Raw genomic sequence first — 23,946 nt, 5'->3', positions numbered from 1 at the left:
TTATGCTGTGGGTGTCTTGTTCCCCTTGAAAAGACCCTTGGCAAAGCGAAGCGCACCGGCGAGCACGATGAAGACGAGAACGCCGGCCTTCTTGAAGAAGGCGAGGGCGAGTGCCAGCAATCCTACCTTCGCGGCAATCTTGGCGCCCGCGCCCGCAGCGATCATTCCCGCCATCCCATAGGCCGCGATCTTGTCGCCCTCGACATAGTCGCCATAAGCCATTCCCTTGTCGAACTGTACGAGCTTGGTGACGGTCGGAATGACGCCTTCGATCTCTTTCAACTGATCGAGGCCGGCGACGAAGTTGAATTGAAATACGCCCTGGCGGCCGAACACACGCACGGAATAATTCAGCGTGTGCTGCGGCCGCGTGTCGTCGCCAAAGATCAGATCCCGAGCCCAGTGCATCGCATGCGCAGATCTGTCGTAGTGCGGCGTGGAGGCCCAGCCGACAAGCGTGATCTTCGGAAACCCCTGCTTTTCGCGTTCGGCGTTGTTTTCGCGGATCGCGTCTTTGATGTTCTGCAGCAATTCGTCGTAGTTGGTCGTGGCGGCATCGGCGTCGGAAACATAGCCGTCAGCATTGTATTCGACGGTGGAACCCCAGGCCTCGATATCGGTCGGCGCATATTTTGCAGGGAAGATCATCCCCGTCGTTCCCGCAGCCGCCGGAGGGTTTCCCCAGATATCGACGAGAACCGTCTTCGCGTCGGCAGGGCTGAGATAGTAGAAGTCGGCGGGTACGTTCAGCGTTGCCTTGGCTTCAGGCAGCTTGATCACGCCCTGCTGAAAATCGAGCTTCTCCAGCAATGGTTTTTCCGCGTCGGAAAAATCGCTCCTGTTCGCGAACATCTCTTGGTAAGGGCGCGCGCCAGCCTGACTCGTCAACAAGGCGAAAAGGATCGCGGCTGCAAAATATCGTTTCAAAATTCTATCCCCCGTTGCATTCCGGAGCCTAGCCAAACTAGGTGGAAAATCAACGTTTGGATGAATCAATCGGGCTTAAAACTTAAGGTGTGGCGACTCCATCGCCGTCGCAAGCATCACGGCATAATCGGCCTTCGGAACGTCGATCGCTCCGAACGTCTTCAGGTGCTCCGTGGTGAATTGCGTGTCGAGCAGGGTGAAGCCCCTTTCCCGCAGCCGGTCGACCAGATGCACGAGGCAGATCTTCGAGGCATCCGTGCGGCGCGAAAACATGCTTTCGCCGAAGAAGGCCGAGCCGAGCGAGACGCCGTAGAGGCCGCCGACCAGTTCGTCGCCATCCCAGGCTTCGACGGTATGAGCATGGCCCATGTCGAAGAGCGTCGCGTAAAGTGATCGGATCGTCTTGTTGATCCAGGTGCTCGGACGCCCGGATGTCTCCTCCGCGCAAGCCGCGATCACCTGATCGAAAGCGTGATCGAAACGGATCTCGAAGGGTTTCCTGCGCACCGTCTTGGCAAGACTCTTCGACACATGGAAATGGTCGAGCGGCAGCACGCCGCGCAGTTCCGGTTCGACCCAGAAGATCTCCGGGTCGTCGGCGGATTCGGCCATCGGGAAGAGGCCGATGGAATAGGCGCGCAGGAGAATGTCAGGGGTGATGCCTGGTGACTTCCTGCGCGATCCTGCCATTCCTGCCCTATGCCGCCGGTGTGTTGGCGAGGTAGTGTTCCAGCCAGTGGATGTCGTAGTCGCCGTTGGCGATATCCTGGTTGGAGACGAGATCCTGGAACAACGGCAGCGTCGTATTGATGCCGTCGACGACAAATTCGTCGAGCGCCCGGCGCAGGCGCATCATGCATTCAACACGGGTGCGGCCGTGCACGATCAGCTTGCCGATGAGGCTGTCGTAATAGGGCGGGATCTTGTAGCCCTGATAGGCACCGGAATCGATGCGCACACCGAGGCCGCCCGGCGCGTGGAAATGGGTGATCGTGCCGGGCGAGGGCACGAAGGTGCGCGGGTGCTCGGCATTGATGCGGCATTCGATGGCGTGACCGGAAAAATGCACTTCGTCCTGCGTCACCGAGAGACCGCCGCCGGAAGCGACACGGATCTGCTCATGCACCAGGTCGATGCCGGTGATCGCTTCGGTGATCGGATGCTCCACCTGCAGACGGGTGTTCATTTCGATGAAATAGAACTCGCCATTCTCATAGAGGAATTCGATCGTGCCGGCGCCGCGATATTTCAGCTTCTTCATGGCGTCGGCGCAGATCTGGCCGATTTTCATGCGCTGCTCGACGTTGAGTGCCGGCGAATTCGCCTCTTCCCAGACCTTCTGGTGGCGGCGCTGCAGCGAGCAGTCGCGCTCGCCGAGATGGATGGCATTGCCTTCGCCGTCACCGAACACCTGGATTTCGATGTGGCGCGGCTTGCCGAGATATTTTTCCATGTAGACGGCATCGTTGCCGAAGGCGGCTGCCGCTTCCGTGCGCGCCGTCGACCAGGCTTCGATCAGATCGGCCTCGCTCTTGGCGACCTTCATGCCGCGTCCGCCACCGCCGGCCGTGGCCTTGATCAGCACGGGATAGCCGATTTCGGCGGCCGTCTTCAGCGCGTCCTCTTCGGTCTTCACTTCGCCGTCCGAGCCCGGAACGACGGGAATGCCGAGTTCGAGCGCCGTCGTCTTGGCGGTGATCTTGTCGCCCATGATGCGGATATGGTCCGCCGTCGGCCCGATGAAGGTGATGCCATGGGCATCGAGGATATCGGCGAACTTGGCATTCTCCGACAGAAAGCCGTAACCCGGATGCACGGCATCGGCGCCGGTGATCTCGCAGGCGGCGACGATCTGGTGGATGTTGAGATAGCTCTCGCGCGAGGAGGGCGGGCCGATGCAGACACTTTCGTCGGCAAGGCGCACATGCATGGCATCGGCGTCGGCGGTGGAATGAACCACGACGCAGGCGATGCCGAGCTCCTTGCAGGCCCGGAGCACGCGAAGGGCGATTTCCCCGCGATTGGCGATGAGGATTTTCGAAATCATGGGCATCGGCCTATTCGATGACCACGAGGGCTTGGCCGTATTCGACGGGATGTCCGTCATCGACGAGGATCTCGGTCACCTTGCCGGACTTCGGCGAGGGGATTTGGTTCATCGTCTTCATTGCTTCGATGATGATGAGCGTCTGGCCTTCCTTGACGGTCGCGCCGACTTCGATGAACGGACGCGCGCCCGGAGCCGGCGCCATGTAGACGGTGCCGACCATCGGAGCATTGACGACGTTGGCGGGGTTACGGGCGGGCGCTGCGGCCGGCGCGGCAGCGGCTGCCGGTGCAGCGGCTGCGGGCGCGGCATAGCTGGGTGCTGCGATCGGCGCCTGGACGTATTGCGGCGTACCGGCGCGCGAAACGCGGATGCGCAGGTCGTCCTGCTCGACCTCGATCTCTGTCAGATCCGTATCGTTGAGAATATTGGCGAGATCGCGGATCAGTGCCTGATCGATACCCGATTTCTTTTCAGCCATGGTGTTGCCCTGTCTTCTTCTTATGCCGTGATGTTCTTCAGCGCGTGGAGCGCCAGGATGTAGCTGTGAGTCCCGAAGCCGCAGATCACGCCCTTGCATGCCGGCGAGATCATCGACTTGTGACGGAATTCTTCCCGTGCATGCACGTTGGATATGTGGAGCTCGATGACGGGAATGGAAATGGCGCGGATCGCATCATGCAGCGCGACCGATGTATGCGTATAGGCGCCCGCGTTGATGGCAACGCCGGCGGCCTTTTCATCTGCCTCGTGGAACCAGTCCACAAGCGTGCCTTCGTGGTTGCTCTGCCGGAAATCGATATCAAACCCTAGATCGCGGCCGGCGGCCTTGCAGTCGGCTTCGATGTCCTTCAGCGTCTTGCCGCCATAAATGCCGGGCTCTCGTTTACCCAGCATGTTCAGGTTGGGGCCGTTCAGGACAAAAATCGTTTGCGTCATCGAATGTTCCGTAAAATGTACGACGGCAACCTATAGACTCCGCGAAGGCTGAATGAAAGCCCTTACGGGTTGGCCAGCGGGAATCACGCCACATTTGTCCACATGGCTGAAACGCTTCGATTTTGGCGATTTGATGGGCGGCCGAGCGGCGGCTGGTTTGCTCAGCAGGCAGTCTTGCCGCAACTGCGCATGTTCTTGACCTTGGCTTCGAGATCGTCGAGCCCGACGGCGCCCGGCACCAGCTCGTTGCCGATCACATAGGAGGGCGTGCCGCTGATGCCGAGGCTGGAGGCGAGCTGGTAGGTCGCCTGGACGATGCCGTCATTCGGGCTCTTTGCCATCTCGGCGCGGATCTTGTCCTCGCTGACGCCGAGCGAAGCGGCGACCGCGATCGCTGTTTCGTCGGAAGCGCGGCCCTCGGTGCCGAGAAGGGCGACATGGAAATCGGCATATTTCTCCGGCGCCAGCTTACGGAAGGCATCGGCCACCTTGTGGGCGGCGACCGAATCCGGTCCGAGGATCGGAAACTCCTTGAGCACGAAGCGGACGTTCTTGTCCTTCTTCAGCATCGCCTGCATGTCGGGAAGCGCGTGCCGGCAATAGCTGCAATTGTAATCGAAGAATTCGACGACGGTGACATCGCCCTTGGGATTGCCGAGCGTGACGTCGTTCTTCGAATCGAAGATGTCGGCGGTGTTCTCTTCGATCGCCATATTGGCCTTCACCAGCCGCTGGGCCTCCTGCTTTTTCTGCAGCGCATCCTGGACTTCGATCATGATCTCGGGATTCTCGATCAGATATTGCTTGATGAATTCGCCGAACTCCTTCTTCTGCTGGTCGTCGAGCGCCGCCGCCGGAAACGGAAGGGTGATCGATGCGGCAAGCGCCAGTGCGGTGAAGGTTTTCGGGAAGAATGCCATGATATCCTCGTCAGCGGCGGTGTGGCCGTCTCTTTGTCGAGAAGACCGTCGCCGGGTTAATGGACTTGAATGCGTCGCGTCAAGGTACGGCGCGTCCGGTTCTCATCAAACAGGAATTTTTCATCCCCGCGCGGCCCTCGCGGGATTGTGATGAGCCGATTAATACGGCAATTGTCGGGCCGTCATTGAAGAAGCCGAGTGAGAAGCGATCTTGTTTTCCATATCGAAACGCAGCGAAGTCGAGCCTTTTCACGCCATGGACGTCCTGGCGGAGGCGACGAAACGGCGCGCAGGCGGTCATCCCGTGATTTCGATGGCGGTCGGTCAGCCCTCGCATCCGGCGCCTCAGGCAGCCCTCGAGGCGGCGCGCGCCGCACTTGCCGACGGCCGGATCGGTTATACCGATGCGTTGGGGACGGCGCGGTTGAAATCCGCACTTGCCTGGCACTACAGGGATCGCCACGGCCTGGAGATCGATCCCGCGCGCATCGCCATCACCACCGGCTCCTCGGCGGGCTTCAATCTCGCCTTCCTGTCGCTCTTCGATGCCGGCGATGCGGTGGCGATCGCAAGGCCCGGTTATCCCGCCTATCGCAATATCCTCGGCGCGCTGGGCCTGAAGGTTCTCGAAGTGCCGGTCACGGCCGAGAGCCACTTCACCCTGACGCCGCAAAGCCTGGAAGTGGCGCAGAAGGAAAGCGGCCTGACGCTGAAAGGCGTGCTGCTTGCAAGCCCCGCCAACCCGACCGGCACGGTGACCGGCCGCAAGGGGCTGAAGGCGCTTTCGGATTATTGCGCCGCCCATTCCATCGCCTTCATCTCTGATGAAATCTATCACGGGCTGACCTTTGCCGGCGAGGAGGCGAGCGCGCTGGAGCTGACAGACGAGGCGATCGTCATCAATTCCTTCTCCAAATATTATTGCATGACCGGCTGGCGGATAGGCTGGATGGTGCTGCCGGAACGGCTGGTGCGGCCGATAGAGCGGGTGGCGCAGAGCCTTTATATTTCCCCGCCCGAGCTCTCCCAGATCGCCGCCACCGCCGCTCTCGGCGCCGGTGCCGAGCTGGATCGTTACAAGGCGAGCTATGCCGCCAACCGCGAGCTGCTGATGCGGCGCCTGCCGCAGATCGGCCTTTCGATCGCCTCGCCGATGGACGGCGCCTTCTACGCCTACCTCGACGTCATCCGCTTTTCCAATGACAGCATGGGCTTTGCCAAACGCATGCTCGCGGAAATCGACGTCGCGGCAACGCCCGGCCTTGACTTCGATCCCCTGGAAGGAAATCGAACCCTGCGTCTATCCTATGCGGGCTCGGAAGCCGAGATCGCCGAGGCGGTGGAACGAATCGCAGCCTGGTTGAAGTAGCGCGCCGGCAGCCGGCTGCTCGCTCTCCTATCGGCTAGCTTCGCGATGAAAACAGCGAGGCGAGCGTCGAAGCCGGTTTGTTGTTCAGCCGCGGCACCACCACGAGCTGCTTGATGTCGCCGCGCTTGTAGGCGGCGAGGAAGCGCTTGTAATCCTTGAACGAGACGCAGCCGTTGGAATCGCCATTCCTGCCGAGCATGTAGGTGTGGGCCAGCAGGCCGACGCGGTCAAAGATGGCGTCCGAACCCTCGACCGGCGTCAGGCGCAGCGCCTCGACGCCGTGGAAAAGGGCTTCGCGCATGGTGAGGACATAGGTGTGCGGCGGTGTCGGTCCGCGCATCTTCTTGTCCACGTAGCGCGGGTTGTCGCGCATCTTGCCGAGGCCGGAATGGGCTTCCAGCCGTTCGCCGTTCGGCAGATAGACGGTGCTGTTCTCGATGTCGTAGATCGCCACGCCTGCGCGCAGTTTGGGCGAAAAGACCGGCTTGTCGTAACGCGGCACGGCATCGTCTTCGTCATCTTCGATCGGCGAGTTCGGCTGAGCGTAGGCAAGTGCCGGCTCGCCAGCGCGCTGCGAACCCTTGGCGGTCGGCGCCGGTTTGCCGACGAGGCCATCGGGACGCGCCATCGGCAGCGGCACGGAACCTTCATCCGGGGCCAGGACGAGATCGAAGGGCGGCGCTTCTTCCGCGGCGGCAACCACGACAGGTGCGGGTTCCGAGGCGGGAATGGAGGCGGTTCTGACGGGAGATGCGGCCGGCTCGACCGGAGCCGGCGCGATCTGCCGGGGTCCGGCATCGGCAAGCGCAAGCAGGGCCGGGACTTCGGCTGCGGCGATGGCCTCTTTCGAGGGAATAATGATCCGGTCGCTATCGCCTTCTTCTGGCTTTACTGAGGCAAGCTCGACCGGCGGCGGCGCGATCACATCATCCTTGCGGAATTTGGCGCTGTCGGAAATCGCGGCGACGACCGGTTGCTCGGCAGCTATGGTGAGCCGATTGTTCTTTGTCAGAGTCGCCAGCGCCGTTGCCGCGGCGGCGGTCTTTTCGGCATGGGATTGGATGAGGCTCGCCGTTAGCGGCATCTTCGGTTTCGCGTCAAAGGGAGCCAGCCGATCGGCCTTGCCGACATGAATCAGCCGCTCATGGTGTGACGGCGGCGCCAGCTTCGGCGCGGTCCCGACCTGTGTCAGGCGATCAGACGGAGAATAGGGCACGGCCATCGAATGCATCGTCGCGAAAGTCGCGATCAGCCATGTGGAGGTCAGAAATCCGGCGCCGACGACACCGTAAAGAAAACCGCGAGATCTGCGCCAACGGAAAGCAGATCCGCCAAGAGGGGTGACGTTATCGAACGTCCCGACCGCAAACGCCATACTACACTCGTCTTTCAAACTCGCTACGCAGGCCGGCGGCACTGACTGACTAAACTTCGCCGGGGCCGGTAAAGGCGCAAATGGGCCGAATTTAGACCAGTTGCGACATCCGACTGTTTCGCAAGGATGACGAATTATGGTTTCTAATTTATTTACGCGGCGTCGCTCTTTCTCTCTACGTCTCAAAAAGAGATGCTTTTGCCCTCTCAGGCACGTTCCATCACATAACTTCCCGGCGCTTCCTCGATCGCGTTCAACGCGTCGCCGCCGGGTTTGCGCGCCGGCACGCGTCTGCCGTCATGCGTCTCGATCCAGGCCTGCCAATGCGGCCACCACGATCCCGGCGTCTCGGTCGCCTGGTCGAGCCAGGTCTCGTAGTCCCCCTTGGCGGGACCGCCGGTCCAATATTGATATTTCTTCTTGTCGGGCGGGTTAACGACGCCGGCAATGTGTCCCGAGCCGGTGACGACGAATTCCACCTTGCCGCCGAAGAACTGGCTGCCGAGGAAAACGGACTTGGCAGGGGCGATGTGATCCTCGCGGGTGGCGAGATTATAGATCGGGATCTTCACATCCTTCAGCGACACCGGCTTGCCGTCGAGGATCATCTCGTTTCGCGTGAGCGCATTCCGGAGATAGCAGTTGCGCAGGTAGAAGGCATGGTTTGCCGCCGCCATGCGGGTCGAATCGGCATTCCAGAACAAGAGGTCGAAGGGCAGGGGATCCTGGCCCTTGAGGTAGTTGTTGACGAAATAGGGCCAGATCAGCTCGGAGGCGCGCAGCATGTTGAAGGCCATAGACATCTTCGTGCCGTCGAGATAGCCGGCCGCCTGCATATGCTCTTCGAGCGCCGTAAGCTGCTCCTCGTCGACGAAAACCTTGAGATCGCCGGCATGGGTGAAGTCGACCTGGGTGGTGAAGAGGGTCGCGGTCTTGATGCGCTTGTTCTTTTCCTTGGCATGCAGCGCCAGTGTCGCCGCCAGCAGCGTGCCGCCGACGCAGTAACCGACGGCGTTGACGTCTTTCTCGCCGGTCGCCTTCTCGATTGTCGCAAGCGCGAAATCGATGCCCTCGCGGGCATAGGCCGCCCAGTCCTTATCGGCGTGGCGCGCATCCGGATTGACCCAGGAAATGACGAAGACGGTCTGACCCTGGTCGACGCACCATTTGATGAAGGATTTCTGCGGGTTGAGGTCGAGAATATAGAATTTGTTGATCCAGGGCGGGCAGATCAGCAGCGGCCGCTTCAGCACCGTTTCGGTCGAAGCCTCGTACTGGATGATCTGGCAGATGTCGTTCTGGGCGATCACCTTGCCTGGTGTCAGCGCCATGTCGCGGCCGACGGCAAATTTCGTCATGTCGGTCTGCCGAAGGCGAAGATCGCCATGTCCGGCGGCGATATCCTCGGCAAGCATCTTCATCCCCCGCACCAGATTGGCGCCGCTGGTGGCGATCGTCTCGCGGTAGAGTTGCGGATTGGTGGCGACGAAGTTGGTCGGCGAAAGCGCTGCGGTGATCTGCTTCACATAGAAACCGGCCTTGTGCCTGGTGTGCTCGTCGAGGCCGTCGGTCTCCGACACCAGCTTTTCCGCCCAGTCTGATGTGACGAAATAGACCTGGCGGAGAAAATCGAAGAACGGATTCTTCTGCCAGTCCTCATCCGAGAAGCGCTTGTCCTTGCGGGTGTCCGGCTCGGGCGGCGTAGAGGCGCCCTGCATGCCGCTCGCGCCTTGCATGCGCTGCATCGAGCGCATCCAGATGCCGAAGAAGGAGGACATCAGCTGGGTCTGCGCCTCGAAGGTGCGGCGCGGATCGGAAATCCAGTATTCGGTGACCTTCGAAAGCGTCTTGACCATGTCGGTCATTGGATCGATGGCGCTTTCGGTGATCTCGCCGCGTTCGCGCGGCGCAAGCCAGGCAGACGCTGCGTGCCCGAGATTTTCGAGCGCCCGGGCGAAATTCATCGCCATGGCCTCGGGATCCTTCAGCAGATAGGGATCGAGATCGGTCGCGTCGATACCGGCCTTGCCGCCACTCTCCTTCTTGCTGTCGGTCACCATTTCCTCCGGCGGCAGCACTCTTTTTATCCAATCGTTGTACATCGTGATTGAACGAGAAAACAAGTTCCACGCGCGTCGGCTCATGCTATTGCTTTGTGGCTGCGACAAATTTAACAGTCGAAGCAGTCAGAACTGGATTTTTGAGGCATGACGAAGAACGGCATTTTGCGCATCGCAACCTTCAACCGCACCGCATTGATTTGCGCCGCGGCGGCGATGGCCCTTGCCGGATGCAATCTGACGGCGGAACAGAAGGCCGCCGCCGCCGCCAAGCGAGCGGCGCCGACCGCAGTCGTCATGCCGGCGACCAAGGGCGAGGCGGTCGAAGGCGGCCTTGCGAAGTCGCCGGACGGCTATCCGAATTTCGGCGCGCCGCTGACGGCCGCCAATGTCCAGATGAGCGACGAGCAGGCGGCCAACCTGCAGCATCAGCTGACGGCGCTTGCCGCCCAACGAAAGGCCGGCACCCTCTCGGAAGCCGATTATCAGGCCAAGGTCGCCGAAATGCGGCGCCTGGCCGCCGAGCACGGCGCCGATACGCTCTCCGAAATCTCCAAATAGACCTTGCCTTTCAGGCAATTTGGACGCAAAGCCTTCCGGATGGATCGGAAGACATAATTTTCCCGATAAAGCGCGTTACGCGGCCTTTCCGTCAAAGATTTGCCGCGTGGCTTGGGTCTGATGAATACGGCGTTGCGATTCTGAAGTTCGTGTCGCAGCCGCCGGGAGACGGAACGAACTTCGACTGCGGCCCGAAAAGCCGCCTTTCCATGGGGAATGAAATGGAAGAGTTTCACAAAGTCCGGCGTTTGCCGCCTTATGTTTTCGAACAGGTCAACCGTTTGAAAGCAAGCGCGCGAGCGGGCGGCGCCGATATCATCGATCTCGGCATGGGAAACCCCGACCTTCCCACTCCCCAGTCGATCGTCGACAAGCTGTGCGAGGTCGTGCAGGATCCGCGCACGCACCGTTATTCCTCTTCCAAGGGCATTCCGGGGCTGCGCCGCGCCCAGGCCGCCTATTACGCCCGCCGTTTCGGCGTCAAGCTCAATCCCGATACACAGGTGGTCGCCACCTTGGGTTCCAAGGAAGGCTTCGCCAACATGGCGCAGGCGATCACCGCGCCAGGCGACGTGATCCTCTGCCCGAACCCCACCTATCCGATCCACGCCTTCGGCTTCCTGATGGCAGGCGGCGTGATTCGCTCCATGTCGGTGGAGCCGGATGCGAGCTTCTTCGAGCCGCTTGAACGCGCGGTTCGGCATTCGATCCCGAAGCCCTTGGCGCTGATCCTCAACTACCCCTCGAACCCGACGGCCTTTGTCGCGACGCTCGATTTCTACAAGGACGTCGTCGCCTTCGCCAAGAAGCACGACATCATCGTGCTGTCCGACCTCGCCTATTCCGAGATCTACTTCGACGGCGCCCCGCCGCCGTCGGTTCTCGAAGTACCGGGTGCGATCGACGTCACGGTCGAGTTCACCTCGATGTCGAAGACCTTCTCCATGCCCGGCTGGCGGATGGGCTTTGCCGTCGGCAACGAGCGGCTGATCGCGGCGCTGACCCGCGTCAAGTCCTACCTCGACTACGGCGCCTTCACGCCGATCCAGGTGGCGGCGACGCATGCGCTGAACGGCGACGGCTCCGACATTGCGGAAGTCCGCAACGTCTATAAACGTCGCCGCGACGTCATGGTCGAAAGCTTCGGCAAGGCCGGCTTCGACGTGCCGCCGCCGGCTGCCACCATGTTCGCCTGGGCGAAGATCCCGGAAAAGTTCCGTCATCTCGGTTCGCTGGAGTTCTCGAAGCTGCTGGTCGAGAAGGCCGACGTCGCCGTTGCCCCGGGCATCGGCTTCGGCGAAATGGGCGACGACTATGTCCGTCTGGCGCTTGTTGAGAACGAACACCGAATCCGCCAGGCTGCGCGCAACATCAAGAAGTTCATGTCGACGGCAGACGAGACGATGCATAACGTCATCTCGCTGAACGCGCACCGCTAATCCAACTCTCCGGCAGCCGTGTTTCGCGGCTGCCGCCACACAGACATTCAGGATCGATCCATGGCAGATGCCCTCAAAATCGGCATTGCGGGCTTGGGCACCGTTGGCGCCTCACTTGTCCGCATCATTCAGCAGAAGAGCAACGAGCTTGCCGTTACCTGCGGGCGTCCGATCACCATTACGGCGGTCTCGGCGCGTGACAAGTCCAGGGACCGCGGCATCGATCTTTCCGCTGTTACCTGGTTCGACCGTCCGGAAGACCTTGCCGAAAAGGGCGACATCGATGTTTTCGTCGAGCTGATGGGCGGCGCCGAAGGGGCTGCCAACGTCTCGGTGCGCGCCGCGCTCCAGCGTGGTCTCCACGTGGTGACAGCCAATAAGGCGCTGCTTGCCTATCACGGCGTCGAGCTTGCGACGATCGCCGAAGAGAAGGGGGCGCTCTTAAACTTCGAGGCGGCGGTCGCCGGCGGGATCCCGGTCATCAAGGCGCTGCGCGAATCGCTGACGGGCAATGCCGTCTCGCGCATCTACGGCATCATGAACGGCACCTGCAATTACATCCTGACCAAGATGGAGAAGGAGGGGCTTTCCTTCGCCGAATGCCTCAAGGAAGCGCAGCGGCTGGGTTATGCCGAGGCCGATCCTGCCTTCGATATCGAGGGCAACGACACCGCCCACAAGCTGTCCATCCTGACGACGCTCGCCTTCGGCAATCGCATTGCGGCCGACGATATCTATCTCGAAGGCATCACCAACATTTCGATCGAGGATATCCACGCCGCCGCCGAGCTCGGTTATCGCATCAAGCTCCTGGGCGTTGCCCAGCGCACCGATACCGGCATCGAGCAGCGCGTCCATCCGACAATGGTGCCGGTCGATTCGGTCATTGCCCAGGTCGACGGCGTCACCAATGCGGTGGCGATCGAATCCGACGTGCTCGGCGAACTGCTGATGGTCGGCCCCGGCGCCGGCGGCAATGCCACCGCCTCGTCCGTGCTTGGCGATATCGCCGATATCGCCAAGAGCCAGCCGGGCGCCCAGCGCGTACCGGTGCTCGGCCATCCCGCAGCGACGCTGGAGCCCTACCGCAAGGCGCAGATGCAGAGCCATGAAGGCGGCTATTTCATCCGCCTGACCGTGCTCGACCGCACCGGCGTCTTTGCCAGCGTCGCAACCCGCATGGCAGAAAACAACATCTCGCTGGAATCGATCGTCCAGCGCTCCAAGCAGCATCTGGCCCCCTCGCATCACCAGACGATCATTCTCGTCACCCACGCGACGATGGAGGAGTCGGTGCGCAGGGCGGTCGCCTCGATCAAGTCGGAAGGTTATCTCTTCGGCGAGCCGCAGGTCATTCGCATCGAGCGGCCGAAAGAGGAAGGCTGAGCCATTCTTCCCGTGCGGAATAGTTGAGCCGCCCCGTCTCTGGCAGGGCGGTTTTTTCTGCTATCTATGCAACCTTTCGTTACGGAAGCCTATATTAACAGATACCGAAATATTGATATAACTAAACCAGAGATGGTGAGTCGTCTGGGTGGAGAATTTCATGAGCAAGGACAGCCACGCCGGGAAGGGGTATGGCCGCCCGAGCGAGGTGCCGCCAGGCCGTCCTGATATGCTTGAGCAAACTCTCAAGCCGGCCTACCATGAAATTCGCCAGGAGGTCCCTGAGGAGGTTGACGGCGACGAACACACGGAAGGCCGTAACTGGGCCATTCTGCTGACGCTGTTTTCGGTCATACTGGTGCAACTGGCCGCCATCGCCCTGATCGTCTGGGCGGTATTCTAAAGCGTGTCGCGATCTTTCAGATTCGCTCGCGCTTTAGAGTTTTTGCTTGCACGCATGTCGTTTTCGCAAAACCGCCGCACACTTTTGCGCGACATGCTTTGGTAAATATCCGTGTCCGCAAATCCATCGCTATGTTATCTCCGCTGCTCCTGTAGAAAGAGCAGATGAAGTCAGCGGAGTATGGCATGGCAGATCCCGTCGATCCGGTACAGCGCGCGTTTCTCGGCGTGGAGAAATCCGCGCTCGACAATCGCTGGGTCGCGCGGCTCGACCAGGCCGGGCAGAACCGCGCGCTGGCCATGTCGCAGATTCACGGACTGCCGGATCTGATCGCCCGCGTGCTGGCCGGGCGCGGCGTCACGGTGGACGAGGCGATCGAATTCCTCGATCCGACGATCCGCAGCCTGATGCCCGATCCTCACACATTGACCGATTGCGAAAAGGCCGCAACCCGCCTCGTGAGCGCCATCGAGCGCGGCGAGAGCGTCGCGATCTTCGGCGACTATGATGTCGATGGCGCGGCGTCCTCGGCGCTGATGTATCGCTTTCTCAGCCATTTCGGCGTCAAGGTGAACATCTATATTCCCGACCGCGTCTTCGAAGGTTACGGCCCCAATCCGGCGGCGATCAACCAGTTGATCGACAATGGCGCCCAGCTGATCGTCACCGTCGATTGCGGCTCCACCAGCCACGAGGCGCTTTCAGCGGCTGCCGCGCGCAATGTCGATGTCGTCGTCATCGATCACCACCAGGTGACACATGAGCTGCCGCGCTGCCATGCATTGGTCAACCCGAACCGCGAGGACGATCTCTCGGGGCAGGGGCATCTTTGCGCAGCCGGCGTGGTTTTCATGGTGCTGGTCGCAACGCTGAGGCTGCTGCGTGCGGCCGGCAACAAGCGCATCCTGGCGATCGATCTGCTGCAATGGCTGGATATCGTGGCGCTGGCGACGGTCTGCGATGTCGTGCCGCTGAAGGGCCTTAACCGCGCCTATGTGGTGAAGGGGCTGGTCGCCGCCCGCCACCAGAGCAATGCCGGGCTTGCGGCACTCTTCCGCAAGGCGGGGCTCGCAGGTCCGGTGACACCCTATCATTTCGGCTTTCTGATCGGACCGCGCATCAATGCCGGCGGGCGGATCGGCGATGCGGCGCTCGGAAGCCGCCTGCTGACGCTCGACGACGCCGGTGAGGCGGAAATGATCGCGCAGCGCCTCGACGAGCTCAACCGCGAACGCCAGGCGATGGAGGCCATCATGCTGCAGGAGGCGGAAGCCGAGGCGCTCGCCGAATATGGCGACGGCGAGGGGGCCTCCGTCATCGTCACAGCCCATGAGAAATGGCATCCCGGCATCGTCGGGCTGATCGCGGCGCGGCTGAAGGAGAAATTCAAACGGCCGGCGTTCGCCATCGCCTTCGATCCCTCCGGCCGCGGCACCGGCTCGGGCCGCTCGATCAACGGCTTCGACATGGGCAGGATGGTGCGATCTGCGGTCGACGAGGGGATTCTCGTCAAGGGCGGCGGCCACGCCATGGCCGCCGGACTGACGGTCGAGCGCGCCAATCTCGGCAGGCTGAGAAGCTTCTTCACGGAGAAGGCCGAAAGGACGGTGGCCAGCCTCGTCGCCAACGAGACGCTGAAGATCGACGGCGCGATCGGCGCAAGCGGCGCCACTCTCGAACTCATCGACCGCCTGGAGGCCGCCGGCCCCTATGGCTCCGGTCACGCCCAGCCGCTCTTTGCCGTGCCGGCACATCGCGTGCGCGATGCCCGCCTCGTCGGCGAGAAACATGTGAAGGTGACGCTGGAGGCAATGGACGGATCGCGGCTCGACGGCATCGCCTTCCGCGCCGCCGATACGGCACTCGGCAATCTTCTCATCAATTCACGCGGCGCCAGCCTGCATGTCGCAGGTTCGCTCGGGGCCGAGCACTACCAGGGTTCACGCCGCATCCAGCTGCGCGTCTGCGACGCGGCTCCGGCGCGGTAATCTTCTGCGAATTTCATCAGCTGCCGGCGGTCATGACGCTCATCAGCATCTCCGCTTGCGACCGGCTCTTCATGGCCGCAAAGCCCTTCGCGGCGATGGAATCGCGCTCGGCGGCATCTGCGATCAGCTTGTGGCAGCGCTCGATCATCTTGTCATAGGGCTCGACCGCCAGGCCGCCGCTGAAGGGCTGAAGATCCGGGTCGCGGATATCACCTTCGGTCAGCACGCAGACACGATTGGCGAGCAGATAGGAAATGCGCACGATCTCGAAGACGCCGCTCGTATAATGATGGATGTTGATGACGATCTTGGAACGGGCAATCGCCGCATCGCGTTCCGCGCCATAGACGTTGAAGAGGTGCGCGACCTTGAGCCCGCCTTGCTCCAGCGTCTTCAGGATATGGTGGCGGCGTTCGTTCATCGAGCCGTAGAAGAGCACGTCGATATCTTTGACGGGGGCGTGCTGTATCTGGCTGAGGCAGCGGCTATAGCCGACCTCGAGCACGCCGGCATGATCAATGCCCTTGGCCGCGAGATTTTCCCGGTTGCGCGGGCTGTAGTCGAGAACCGGAAGCGACTTCAGGATCGAGGTGTAGCGCGAATTGATCCAGATGCTTTCTTCCGACACCTGCTCGAGATTGATGACGACGCTGTCCTGCGGCAGATGTCCGACGATCTCGGCGGGGAGAAGATTGCCGCCGTAGATGATCGGCGCGCGGCCGGCGAACGCATTCATGTCGCGGACGATCGGTGCCGAGCCGCCGAGTTCCTCGAAGGCGCCCTGCAGGCCGAGCGCGACTTCGTCGAATGCGTGGCTGTGACTGTAGTTGGCCGGCGTCACGATCCAGATGCAATGACGGTCCTTGTGCGCCTGCCATCCGCCGACAAAGGGCTGCAACGGGTTGCGGAGCGGCTGCTCGATCTTCGGAGCGGCTGGCATAGCGGGCCTTTCGGTCCGTACCGGCTGTTGCGGCGCCGGAGAGGCGCCTGAAGCCTGCGAAGCATAGGCGCGCATCAATTCGCGGCCGCCGATGAATTGGCCGCGCGGCATCCAGGCGGGCGGATCATCAGTCCCCCAGATCAGATGCGGCTGCTTGATGAGCGGCTGGCGGCCTTCCTGCCACGAGGTCAGGAGAGCCTGGTCACGGCTGCGCAGAAAGGCTTCCTTGGTGGTGAAAAGACCATGCAGCATACGGCCGAGGCGGACACCGAACTTCCATTCGAAATCGGCAACGGTCGGTACGAAGGCGGCGATCTTCAATCCGGCGGCGGCAGCCTGCTGGACATAAAGCCCGAGCAGACGTTCGATCACGAAGGGGCGCATCTTGGCGTTGGCATCGCGTGAATAGTGAGCCTCACCGGCATAGGCGGTGCCCGCCGGCGTGCCGACGCGCGCTTGATTTTCGAGCGATTCGAGAATGCGTTCGCAAAAGGTGAAATAGCCGGACCAGAATTTCCGGTTGCCGCAGAAATAGTTGCAGAACATGAAGGCAGTCTTGTCCTGCGGCGGCGCAATCGGATAGCCGAGTTCCTGGATATGCAGGAAGATCGGCTCCATGCCGGGATGGCCGCCAAGCAGCGAATGTTCCCAAACGTTGCTGTAAATCGCCGCGTGGCCGATCAGCGGATTGTAAAGATAGGCGTCCGCACCTTCGGCCCTGGCTTTTTCCGCCTCGGTGACAAAGGACGGGAAGCTGGTCACCGATTTCATCTCGAATTTGCTCGAGAGCAGCCCCCAGAACACGTCGTCACCGAGGCCGATCGCCTCGTGATGCTGATGCAGGATGTGGAAGAGCTCATATTCGCGGGTTGTCGCCTGCGTATTGAACGAGATGTCGAGCGGCACGGCAGCCGCGTCGAGTTGGCTGCGCTGCGAAGGATCGAGATAGGGCTGATAGACGATGACCGATCCCGTGCCGGCCGCTTTTTCCGTGAGAAGCGCCAGATCAGGAAGACCGGCCGGCAGAGCGGAAATGGGCTGATTGATCGTCAAGGCATCGTCCTTCGTGCATGGCCGCCGTCTCCATGATTCACGAAACGGCATTCGGGCTGGTTTGGTGCCTGACTATTGGACGTGAAGCTTGCGCCACACTGTTGGCAGGAATTTCGCTAGACCAGAGAGCAGTTGATCGGCGCTCCGAATGAGCGAGCGCGAATGCCACGCGAGGCTTGCGCAAGGGGAGGGACGAGCGGCAGATAAAGCCGCTGATCTGGCCCGAATAACCGGCTGAATGTCTGAGAGAAAAGTGGCACGCCCTAGGGGAGTCGAACCCCTCTTCCCAGAATGAAAATCTGGTGTCCTAACCGATAGACGAAGGGCGCTTCCTTCGTGGTGGCGCCCTTATAGTCAGCACCTTCGAAGGCCGCAAGCGCCAAGGCGTGAAAAAATCATCGTTTTCGCCGATTTTTTTCGGCTGTGGAAAAACCTTGTATCGTCAGGCGACGGAGACGGGAAAGAGGGGCCGGCGGGCTGATTTAGACGCGTTTGCGCAAACCCGGTGGTACGCCCTAGGGGAGTCGAACCCCTCTTTACAGAATGAGAATCTGTCGTCCTAACCGATAGACGAAGGGCGCAGGCAACTTTACTGAAATAGGAATGCGCGCCGGCTTATGCAAGCGGGTGCGGTCGCTTCGATATGGAGAGAAAGTGGCACGCCCTAGGGGAGTCGAACCCCTCTTCCCAGAATGAAAATCTGGTGTCCTAACCGATAGACGAAGGGCGCTTCCTTCGTGGTGGCGCCCTTATAGTCAGGCGTTTTGAATCCCGCAAGCGGAATTGCGGTTTTTCTTTCAAAAAAATGACAAGAAATCCGAGGGCGTTCGAAAAGCCGATTATTGAAGCTGAATCAATAGGCTGTTGGCCGTTTCTTTAACGAGACGAGGCGGTGCTTCCGTAACGTAATGCACAAATCGCGCGGCCGTCAGATCGCTCTTGCGGTCGTTATCGGCGCGCGTTTGCCGCCGCAGCCCCAGTTCCAGTCACGGGTTTTGCCGGTGTCGAGATGGACCGAATCCGTATGGCAATAGGTGCCGACGCCGCCGCGGTTCGGGAGCGAACGGATATAGGCGGCGATATCCCATTTCGTTACGCCGTCGATCTGGATGTCGGCCGCCTCGCAGCTCTTGTGCATCGATTCGTCGGCGCCACCGACCAGGCGGTTGTGCTCTTCGTCGCGGTAGCCTGACGTGACGATAACCGGCCGGCCGAAATGGCTTTCGACCGTCTTGATCACTTTCAGCAGGTCGGGCTTGAAGCAGCCGACCTCGACCTTGTCGTTCTGCACATGCAGGCCATTCGGCGCGATACGCGTCATGCCGGGCAGGGCGGCCTTTTGCAGCAGCCCGGAAAGACTGCCGAGCAGGTTCTGCTTCGGCGCGCTGTAGAGCGCATTCATCGTCGAGGTCGGAATGCTGCCCGTGGCCAGCGACGCTGTTTGAACTGGCGCAAGCTGGGTGCTGTTGTTCTGTGAGGATTGCTGCGGCAGCACCGGCTCCGCCGGCGGCTGCGGCACGTATGGCTGGCTGTAGACGCTGCTTCGCGCGGGTGCCGCCCCTTGCACCGGCGCATAGGCCTGCGGCTGGATGACGGTTGACGTGCTGTTGTTTTGCGGCGCCGGCTGATGATCGGAAAAAATGCTCATCGCCTGCGCGTTGATCCGGGTCGACTGCAGGACGAGCCCGCCGATATTGGCAGGTGCTGTGCTCGCCGGATCGGCCGGCGGGACGGCGGCATTCGGATCCTGCGCGACGAGCTGAGGCGCGGCCTGGGCGCCGGAGACGTTGACGAGTCGAGGGTCCGTGTAGCCCGAACGAGGGACAGAGCCTGCGGGCGCTACCGTGGCAAGCTGAGGGACTGTGGCCGACGCTGCCGGAGCAACTGCGGCGGAATCGAGCGCCTTCTTGTCCGACGCGCAGCCGGACAGCGCCAGCACCGAGGTGGCGATCAGCAAAGCGCCCGTCACGGGCATCCGCATCTGCATGTTACGCAAGCGAGCAGTCTCCAGTTGATGCGGAAAATGGGCATAAACGCCGCCTTCCGCTTCGAGTCATCGGGAGATTGCCTGCGGGGCCGGATCGCGGCAAGCGGCAAGGCGCCGGCCGGACCCGAAATCGCAAAAGCCGCAAGTTTCGCAAAAGCCTTGCGACGAAAAACCCTTACCAGGCGCCGGTATTGCCCATCGAGGCCCAGGGTTCGGCGGGCGGAAGCGGGCTGCCTTTCTGCAGGATTTCGATCGAGATGCCGTCGGGCGAGCGCACGAAGGCCATGTTCCCATCGCGCGGCGGCCGGTTGATGGTGATGCCATTGTCCATCAACTTCTGGCAGATCGCATAAATATCGTCGACCTCATAAGCGAGGTGGCCGAAATTGCGTCCTCCGCTATAATCCTCTGTATCCCAGTTGTACGTCAGTTCGAGGCAGGGAGCTTTTTCGTTGCGTGCACGGTCGAGATCGTCGCGAGCGGCCAGGAAAACCAGGGTGAAGCGGCCCTTTTCGTTTTCGTGGCGGCGAATCTCCTCCAGCCCGAACAGCGTGGTGTAAAAGGCGAGGGAGGCATCCAGGTCTTTGACCCGTACCATTGTGTGGAGATAACGCATTCTATCTACTCCTTTATTGGGGCTGGCTTTTTTCAGCAAGCCGAGGTCAGCTTCGGGCAAGTCAACTTTATAAAATGTGCAGCTGGGAATAACCGAAAACTAGGACTTGCGCTTATCCGTTACCAAGATGTTAATCTTGATTTCAAGAATCAGTTAACCGTAACAGTGTGACGCGTATTCGAGGGGCTGGCGACAATGGCTGACAGGATTTCATCGAACGAATACTCCGATCTCGACGAGCTATCAGGAGAGGCGGTCGATCTTGTTGAAATCACCGGCGTCGTCAAGTGGTTCGACGTCGCCAAGGGTTTCGGCTTTATCGTACCCGACAACGGCATGCAGGATGTTCTCCTGCACGTGACCTGTTTGCGCCGCGACGGTTACCAGACCATCCTCGAGGGAACGCGCATCGTCGCCCTCATCCAGCGCCGCGAGCGCGGCTACCAGGCTTTCAAGATCCTCTCGATGGACCAGTCGACCGCGGTTCATCCGTCGCAGCTGCCGCCGGTGCGCACCCATGTGCAGGTCACCGCGACGAGCGGGCTCGAGCGCGCGCTGGTCAAATGGTTCAACCGCACGAAGGGCTTCGGCTTCCTGACGCGTGGCGAGGGCACGGAAGATATCTTCGTGCATATGGAGACGCTCCGTCGCTTCGGCCTGACGGAACTGCGTCCCGGCCAGGTGGTGCTTGTCCGCTTCGGCGACGGCGAAAAGGGCCTGATGGCCGCAGAGATCCATCCTGATGTTCCGAGCCCGGCAAGCCGGTCGCACTGACATGCGTGGCCTGTCCCTGTTTCATGCCATCCGAAGCGCCATCCTGGCGCTTTTTTTCATGGCTGCGCTGCCGGCCTTGGCCGAGGAGCAGATGCGGTTCGACAAGGAGCCGCTGCTCATCCAGACCGCCGCGGGCAAGGTGCTGCATTTCACCGTAGAGATCGCCTCGACCCCCGATCAGCGTGCCCGCGGGCTGATGTTTCGCAAGACGATGGCCGATGATGCCGGCATGATCTTCGATTTCGACGAGCCGCGGCGCGTCACCATGTGGATGGAAAACACCATTCTGCCGCTCGACATGCTCTTTGCCGACGACACCGGCACGATCCGCCACATCAAGGAAAACGCAAAGCCCTATTCGCGCGATATCATCGATTCGATGGGCGAGGTGAAATACGTCGTCGAACTCAATGCAGGCGTCGTCGCCAAGCTTGGAATCAAGTCCGGCGACAGGATCGTCAGCGCCACGACGACAAGCAAGGCGAAGTGACGGCGGCAGGGTCGCGCGCAGGCGGCTGCGAGGGAATTCAGGAATATCAGGATATTGAATGGTCGGAGTGGAGAGATTCGAACTCCCGACCCTCTGGTCCCAAACCAGATGCGCTACCAGACTGCGCTACACTCCGTGCCGTGAATGGCAGGGGAGATACACGGTTCACTTCGCCGTCGCAACCCATAAATCCAGCGCTGGTCGAAGATTCCTCGCCTGCCCTGTGGATGCTATAGAAAAATCTTGATGGGTCGCACGTCTGCCGTGCCGGGCGCATTGAACGTCAGGACAAGGCTGCCTCAGCCGTGGGCGATCAGGCCGAGATATTGGGCGTAGCTGATGACGACGTAGAAGAAAGCCGTGATACCAGCTCCTAACGCAATGGCATTGAACTCTGGCGAACGTTTCATCATGAGTGCAAATCCACTGAAACCGATGGAGCCGTAGATAGTGCCAGGGACCGGCTGCGGCAATCAGCTTGTAATCACAACATGCGACGATCGGTAACATTGCGCAATTCGGCCTGAGGTCCCTCGGCCATGAAGAGAGGGCTGGATCGACAGGTGGGAAGACGACCCAAAGCCGCTTCGCCCGCCGATATGCTTGTTTCCCCAATGCCTCGGCTTGTCATGAGATGGAGCAGGCAGCGTGCGTCGCGCACCGCCTTTTTTCTTGAAAAGCCAAGGATTCGCGGATAAGCAAAATTCATCTCTTCGCGCTATCTCTAGCGATGAAGCAAAAGCCCCGGCAACGGGGATTGAGACCATGAAAGGCGGGCGCTGCCCGCATAGTCGGAGACGCCGCAGTCATGTCTGCCAAGATCTATCGTCCAGCCAAGACCGCCATGCAGTCCGGCAAGGCCAAGACCCATCTCTGGGTGCTTGAGTTCGATCAGGAGTCGCCGCGCAAGATCGATCCGATCATGGGCTACACCTCCTCGGGCGACATGCGCCAGCAGGTGAAGCTGACCTTCGAAGCGCAGGAACTCGCCGAGGCCTATGCCCAGCGCAACGGCATCGAATATCGCGTCATTGCGCCGAAGGATGCGGCCCGCCAGGTGGTCGCCTATCCCGACAATTTCCGCTATACCCGCACGCAGCCCTGGACGCATTGAGATTTCTCGTCCAAATATGCCGCATTCGGTCGCGCGCCTTGAACGCGACCGCCGGACGGCCCCTTAGCTCAGCTGGATAGAGCACCTGCCTTCTAAGCAGGTTGTCGCAGGTTCGATTCCTGCAGGGGTCGCCACCATTTCAATAACTTACTCGCACATTCACTCTCGTGTCGGCTCTGGGGTAACGCTGGGGGTAACGGTAGCGGCGTTTCGCTATACGAAAAACCCCGGCTCGCTTGTGACGGCGGCCGAGGTTTGATCGAATTTTCTTCCGGCACGACTCACTATCCATCTTCGGAAAAGTTGCTGTCCAGCTCGTCTCCGTTCGGCTCGGCATCGCCGCCGTCCTCGTCATTCTCGTCTTCGATTTCCAGGTCGGTCTGTTCCGAACCCACCGGCATATACCAATGGGTTTGCGTTATATGCTCCGGGGCGCCGAGGCTGGGTTCGTTGTCGTTGTCAGCCTCCAGGTTCTCGTCGCCATCCAGAAGATCGAGCAGGGCGATCAATTCCTCGATGTACCCCTCCAGTGTTTCGCGCCGCAGCTCCTGGACCACGTTGCTCATACGGGGACCCTCCCGGCAACTTCCGCCACGGATTTCACTAACCGGGCGAACTGACCAAGTGGTGTGCCGTCAGACTCCGTGAGTTTCATGAGTTCACTGGCTGTTACGGTGAGGGCATCAGCCTTCATCCCCAAGCCCGTCATGGTACGAGCGTCGCACCGGGAGACTTCGTCGGCTACCTTCCGCATGCGAGTGGAAGCATCTCTCACGCGCGCCTGCGCAGCATCCACACCAGAAATAGTACGAAGACGTGCCGTTTGCGCCTCATACCGTTCGGCAAGACCAATGTCGCGGGTGCATTCCTTTATGGCCTCTTCTCTGAAGGCCACGTTGCGGGCCAGTGATTTTTCCGTGCGGCCTTTGGGCGCGTGGCGTTCCCATCGGTCGAGCAGTTCCCGCGCTTTTTCGCTTGTGAGCAGCGTGAAGCATGTTTGCCGGGTCTTCTCCCTGAATTCGCGTGAAAGCCCTTTCGTCACGGTGCTCGTGTCTCTGAGCAGGAAGCGGCCGATAATGTCTCTTTCGGCGGCTGTGCTGTGGCGGTTGTCTTGTGCGTTTGCGTTCACCAAAAGTTCCTCGGGTGCCAACGGCCATTGATGGCGCCACTCATCCGCCAACCACTCCAACGCGTCCTGCGCTTCTTTCAGCTCGGCGCAGGCATCATAGAATTTGTCGTATGCGGAGATCAGTTTGGGGTTTTCTGCCTGGTCGCAGGCAAGGGAAGGCGCTCGGACGACGCCGGCGCCATGCGCATCAGGCGCGACGGCGACCGCTGCGGCCGTCGAGGCGGCGGCGAGACCCCAAAGAAGGGCACGGCGGGTGGCATTGGGCATACCTTCGGCGGTAGCCGGAATCGATGTGTTCGGCATGATGGGAGTTCCTGAAGTTGGTTGCGATACACATAAGGATGTGTGGATTAACCATCTTACAGAAATAGGTTGCTGTCAACACTTAGTTGTGTAAATTATCCAACTAGTCGTATGCAGGAGCTTGTT

Annotated in this window: 22 protein-coding genes and 5 tRNA genes; 10 read left to right on the top strand and 17 right to left on the bottom strand. The window is 60.8% G+C overall.

Going from position 1 to position 23,946, the window contains the following annotated elements; all coding sequences use genetic code 11:
• The 6 genes from FHT79_RS13720 to FHT79_RS13695 all read right to left on the bottom strand — a co-directional run bounded on the left by FHT79_RS13720 (position 1) and on the right by FHT79_RS13695 (position 4,833).
• The gene (locus tag FHT79_RS13720) at positions 1–927 is read right to left on the bottom strand and encodes a DUF2167 domain-containing protein (RefSeq protein WP_097594598.1); all 927 of its coding nucleotides are present in this window, start codon (positions 925–927) and stop codon (positions 1–3) included.
• A 75-nt stretch (positions 928–1,002) separates the two neighbouring features.
• The gene (gene aat / locus FHT79_RS13715) at positions 1,003–1,617 is read right to left on the bottom strand and encodes a leucyl/phenylalanyl-tRNA--protein transferase (RefSeq protein WP_047614850.1); all 615 of its coding nucleotides are present in this window, start codon (positions 1,615–1,617) and stop codon (positions 1,003–1,005) included.
• 7 nt (positions 1,618–1,624) lie between these two features.
• Positions 1,625–2,980, bottom strand: a complete 1,356-nt coding sequence (accC, locus tag FHT79_RS13710; RefSeq protein ID WP_174824496.1) for an acetyl-CoA carboxylase biotin carboxylase subunit — start codon at positions 2,978–2,980, stop codon at positions 1,625–1,627.
• 4 nt (positions 2,981–2,984) lie between these two features.
• Entirely contained in the window at positions 2,985–3,455 is a 471-nt protein-coding gene (gene accB, locus FHT79_RS13705) for an acetyl-CoA carboxylase biotin carboxyl carrier protein (protein WP_097594597.1), read from the bottom strand.
• Between the two features lie 20 nt (positions 3,456–3,475).
• On the bottom strand, positions 3,476–3,913 hold the full coding sequence (aroQ, locus tag FHT79_RS13700) for a type II 3-dehydroquinate dehydratase (protein ID WP_097594596.1): 438 nt from the start codon (positions 3,911–3,913) through the stop codon (positions 3,476–3,478).
• Between the two features lie 161 nt (positions 3,914–4,074).
• On the bottom strand, positions 4,075–4,833 hold the full coding sequence (locus FHT79_RS13695; protein ID WP_097594595.1) for a DsbA family protein: 759 nt from the start codon (positions 4,831–4,833) through the stop codon (positions 4,075–4,077).
• A 211-nt stretch (positions 4,834–5,044) separates the two neighbouring features.
• On the opposite strand from FHT79_RS13695, the gene FHT79_RS13690 reads away from it, so the two are divergent.
• Complete coding sequence (locus FHT79_RS13690; RefSeq protein WP_097594594.1) at positions 5,045–6,202, top strand: aminotransferase class I/II-fold pyridoxal phosphate-dependent enzyme; 1,158 nt, start codon at positions 5,045–5,047, stop codon at positions 6,200–6,202.
• A gap of 34 nt (positions 6,203–6,236) precedes the next feature.
• Here the strand turns inward: FHT79_RS13690 and FHT79_RS13685 are convergent, their stop codons facing one another.
• Positions 6,237–7,577, bottom strand: coding sequence for a DUF2778 domain-containing protein (locus FHT79_RS13685; RefSeq protein ID WP_097594593.1), 1,341 nt, complete (start codon positions 7,575–7,577; stop codon positions 6,237–6,239).
• Positions 7,578–7,783: 206 nt separating this feature from the next.
• Positions 7,784–9,679, bottom strand: a complete 1,896-nt coding sequence (gene phaC, locus FHT79_RS13680; RefSeq protein WP_097594592.1) for a class I poly(R)-hydroxyalkanoic acid synthase — start codon at positions 9,677–9,679, stop codon at positions 7,784–7,786.
• Between the two features lie 105 nt (positions 9,680–9,784).
• Here phaC and FHT79_RS13675 point away from each other — a divergent pair, with 105 nt between their 5' ends.
• The 5 genes from FHT79_RS13675 to recJ all read left to right on the top strand — a co-directional run bounded on the left by FHT79_RS13675 (position 9,785) and on the right by recJ (position 15,414).
• Complete coding sequence (locus FHT79_RS13675) at positions 9,785–10,198, top strand: hypothetical protein (protein ID WP_097594591.1); 414 nt, start codon at positions 9,785–9,787, stop codon at positions 10,196–10,198.
• A gap of 221 nt (positions 10,199–10,419) precedes the next feature.
• On the top strand, positions 10,420–11,637 hold the full coding sequence (locus FHT79_RS13670) for an LL-diaminopimelate aminotransferase (protein ID WP_047614866.1): 1,218 nt from the start codon (positions 10,420–10,422) through the stop codon (positions 11,635–11,637).
• Positions 11,638–11,697: 60 nt separating this feature from the next.
• A complete protein-coding gene (locus tag FHT79_RS13665) occupies positions 11,698–13,023 on the top strand; it encodes a homoserine dehydrogenase (protein WP_097594590.1) in 1,326 nt (441 codons plus the stop codon).
• Positions 13,024–13,183: 160 nt separating this feature from the next.
• On the top strand, positions 13,184–13,426 hold the full coding sequence (locus FHT79_RS13660) for a hypothetical protein (RefSeq protein ID WP_097594589.1): 243 nt from the start codon (positions 13,184–13,186) through the stop codon (positions 13,424–13,426).
• 185 nt (positions 13,427–13,611) lie between these two features.
• Positions 13,612–15,414 carry a single-stranded-DNA-specific exonuclease RecJ gene (gene recJ, locus FHT79_RS13655; protein ID WP_097594588.1) on the top strand — a complete coding sequence of 601 codons (1,803 nt, stop codon included), beginning with the start codon at positions 13,612–13,614 and terminating at the stop codon, positions 15,412–15,414.
• Between the two features lie 16 nt (positions 15,415–15,430).
• Here the strand turns inward: recJ and FHT79_RS13650 are convergent, their stop codons facing one another.
• The 6 genes from FHT79_RS13650 to gloA all read right to left on the bottom strand — a co-directional run bounded on the left by FHT79_RS13650 (position 15,431) and on the right by gloA (position 20,010).
• Positions 15,431–17,407: a hypothetical protein gene (locus FHT79_RS13650; protein WP_097594587.1), complete on the bottom strand. Its 1,977-nt coding sequence runs from the start codon at positions 17,405–17,407 to the stop codon at positions 15,431–15,433.
• Positions 17,408–17,661: 254 nt separating this feature from the next.
• Positions 17,662–17,736 (bottom strand) — tRNA-Glu (locus FHT79_RS13645).
• A gap of 177 nt (positions 17,737–17,913) precedes the next feature.
• Positions 17,914–17,988: transfer RNA gene (locus FHT79_RS13640), tRNA-Glu, on the bottom strand.
• A gap of 74 nt (positions 17,989–18,062) precedes the next feature.
• Positions 18,063–18,137: transfer RNA gene (locus FHT79_RS13635), tRNA-Glu, on the bottom strand.
• A gap of 198 nt (positions 18,138–18,335) precedes the next feature.
• On the bottom strand, positions 18,336–19,403 hold the full coding sequence (locus FHT79_RS13630) for a D-Ala-D-Ala carboxypeptidase family metallohydrolase (protein ID WP_183903476.1): 1,068 nt from the start codon (positions 19,401–19,403) through the stop codon (positions 18,336–18,338).
• A 166-nt stretch (positions 19,404–19,569) separates the two neighbouring features.
• A complete protein-coding gene (gene gloA, locus FHT79_RS13625; RefSeq protein WP_047614874.1) occupies positions 19,570–20,010 on the bottom strand; it encodes a lactoylglutathione lyase in 441 nt (146 codons plus the stop codon).
• 195 nt (positions 20,011–20,205) lie between these two features.
• Here gloA and FHT79_RS13620 point away from each other — a divergent pair, with 195 nt between their 5' ends.
• Both FHT79_RS13620 and FHT79_RS13615 read left to right on the top strand, forming a co-directional pair.
• Positions 20,206–20,784 (top strand): cold-shock protein, encoded by a 579-nt coding sequence (locus tag FHT79_RS13620; protein WP_012757289.1) that lies wholly within the window; start codon positions 20,206–20,208, stop codon positions 20,782–20,784.
• 1 nt (position 20,785) lies between these two features.
• Complete coding sequence (locus tag FHT79_RS13615; protein WP_063475491.1) at positions 20,786–21,274, top strand: DUF192 domain-containing protein; 489 nt, start codon at positions 20,786–20,788, stop codon at positions 21,272–21,274.
• Positions 21,275–21,333: 59 nt separating this feature from the next.
• Here FHT79_RS13615 and FHT79_RS13610 read toward each other — a convergent pair.
• Positions 21,334–21,410, bottom strand: a tRNA-Pro gene (locus FHT79_RS13610).
• A 672-nt stretch (positions 21,411–22,082) separates the two neighbouring features.
• On the opposite strand from FHT79_RS13610, the gene FHT79_RS13605 reads away from it, so the two are divergent.
• Both FHT79_RS13605 and FHT79_RS13600 read left to right on the top strand, forming a co-directional pair.
• On the top strand, positions 22,083–22,388 hold the full coding sequence (locus tag FHT79_RS13605) for an ETC complex I subunit (protein WP_183903475.1): 306 nt from the start codon (positions 22,083–22,085) through the stop codon (positions 22,386–22,388).
• Positions 22,389–22,445: 57 nt separating this feature from the next.
• Positions 22,446–22,522: transfer RNA gene (locus FHT79_RS13600), tRNA-Arg, on the top strand.
• Positions 22,523–22,672: 150 nt separating this feature from the next.
• On the opposite strand, the gene FHT79_RS13595 is transcribed toward FHT79_RS13600, so the two are convergent.
• Positions 22,673–22,954, bottom strand: coding sequence for a hypothetical protein (locus tag FHT79_RS13595; protein ID WP_097545495.1), 282 nt, complete (start codon positions 22,952–22,954; stop codon positions 22,673–22,675).
• Complete coding sequence (locus FHT79_RS13590) at positions 22,951–23,820, bottom strand: hypothetical protein (RefSeq protein WP_183903474.1); 870 nt, start codon at positions 23,818–23,820, stop codon at positions 22,951–22,953. Before FHT79_RS13590 ends, FHT79_RS13595 begins: the two co-directional genes overlap by 4 nt.
• Between the last annotated feature and the right edge of the window lie 126 nt (positions 23,821–23,946).

Source organism: Rhizobium sp. BK212, from assembly GCF_014197475.1.
In the GTDB taxonomy this organism is placed as follows: domain Bacteria; phylum Pseudomonadota; class Alphaproteobacteria; order Rhizobiales; family Rhizobiaceae; genus Rhizobium; species Rhizobium anhuiense.
Note: the sequence above shows the minus strand (reverse complement) of the source record. Positions and strands in the feature narration are given on the sequence as shown.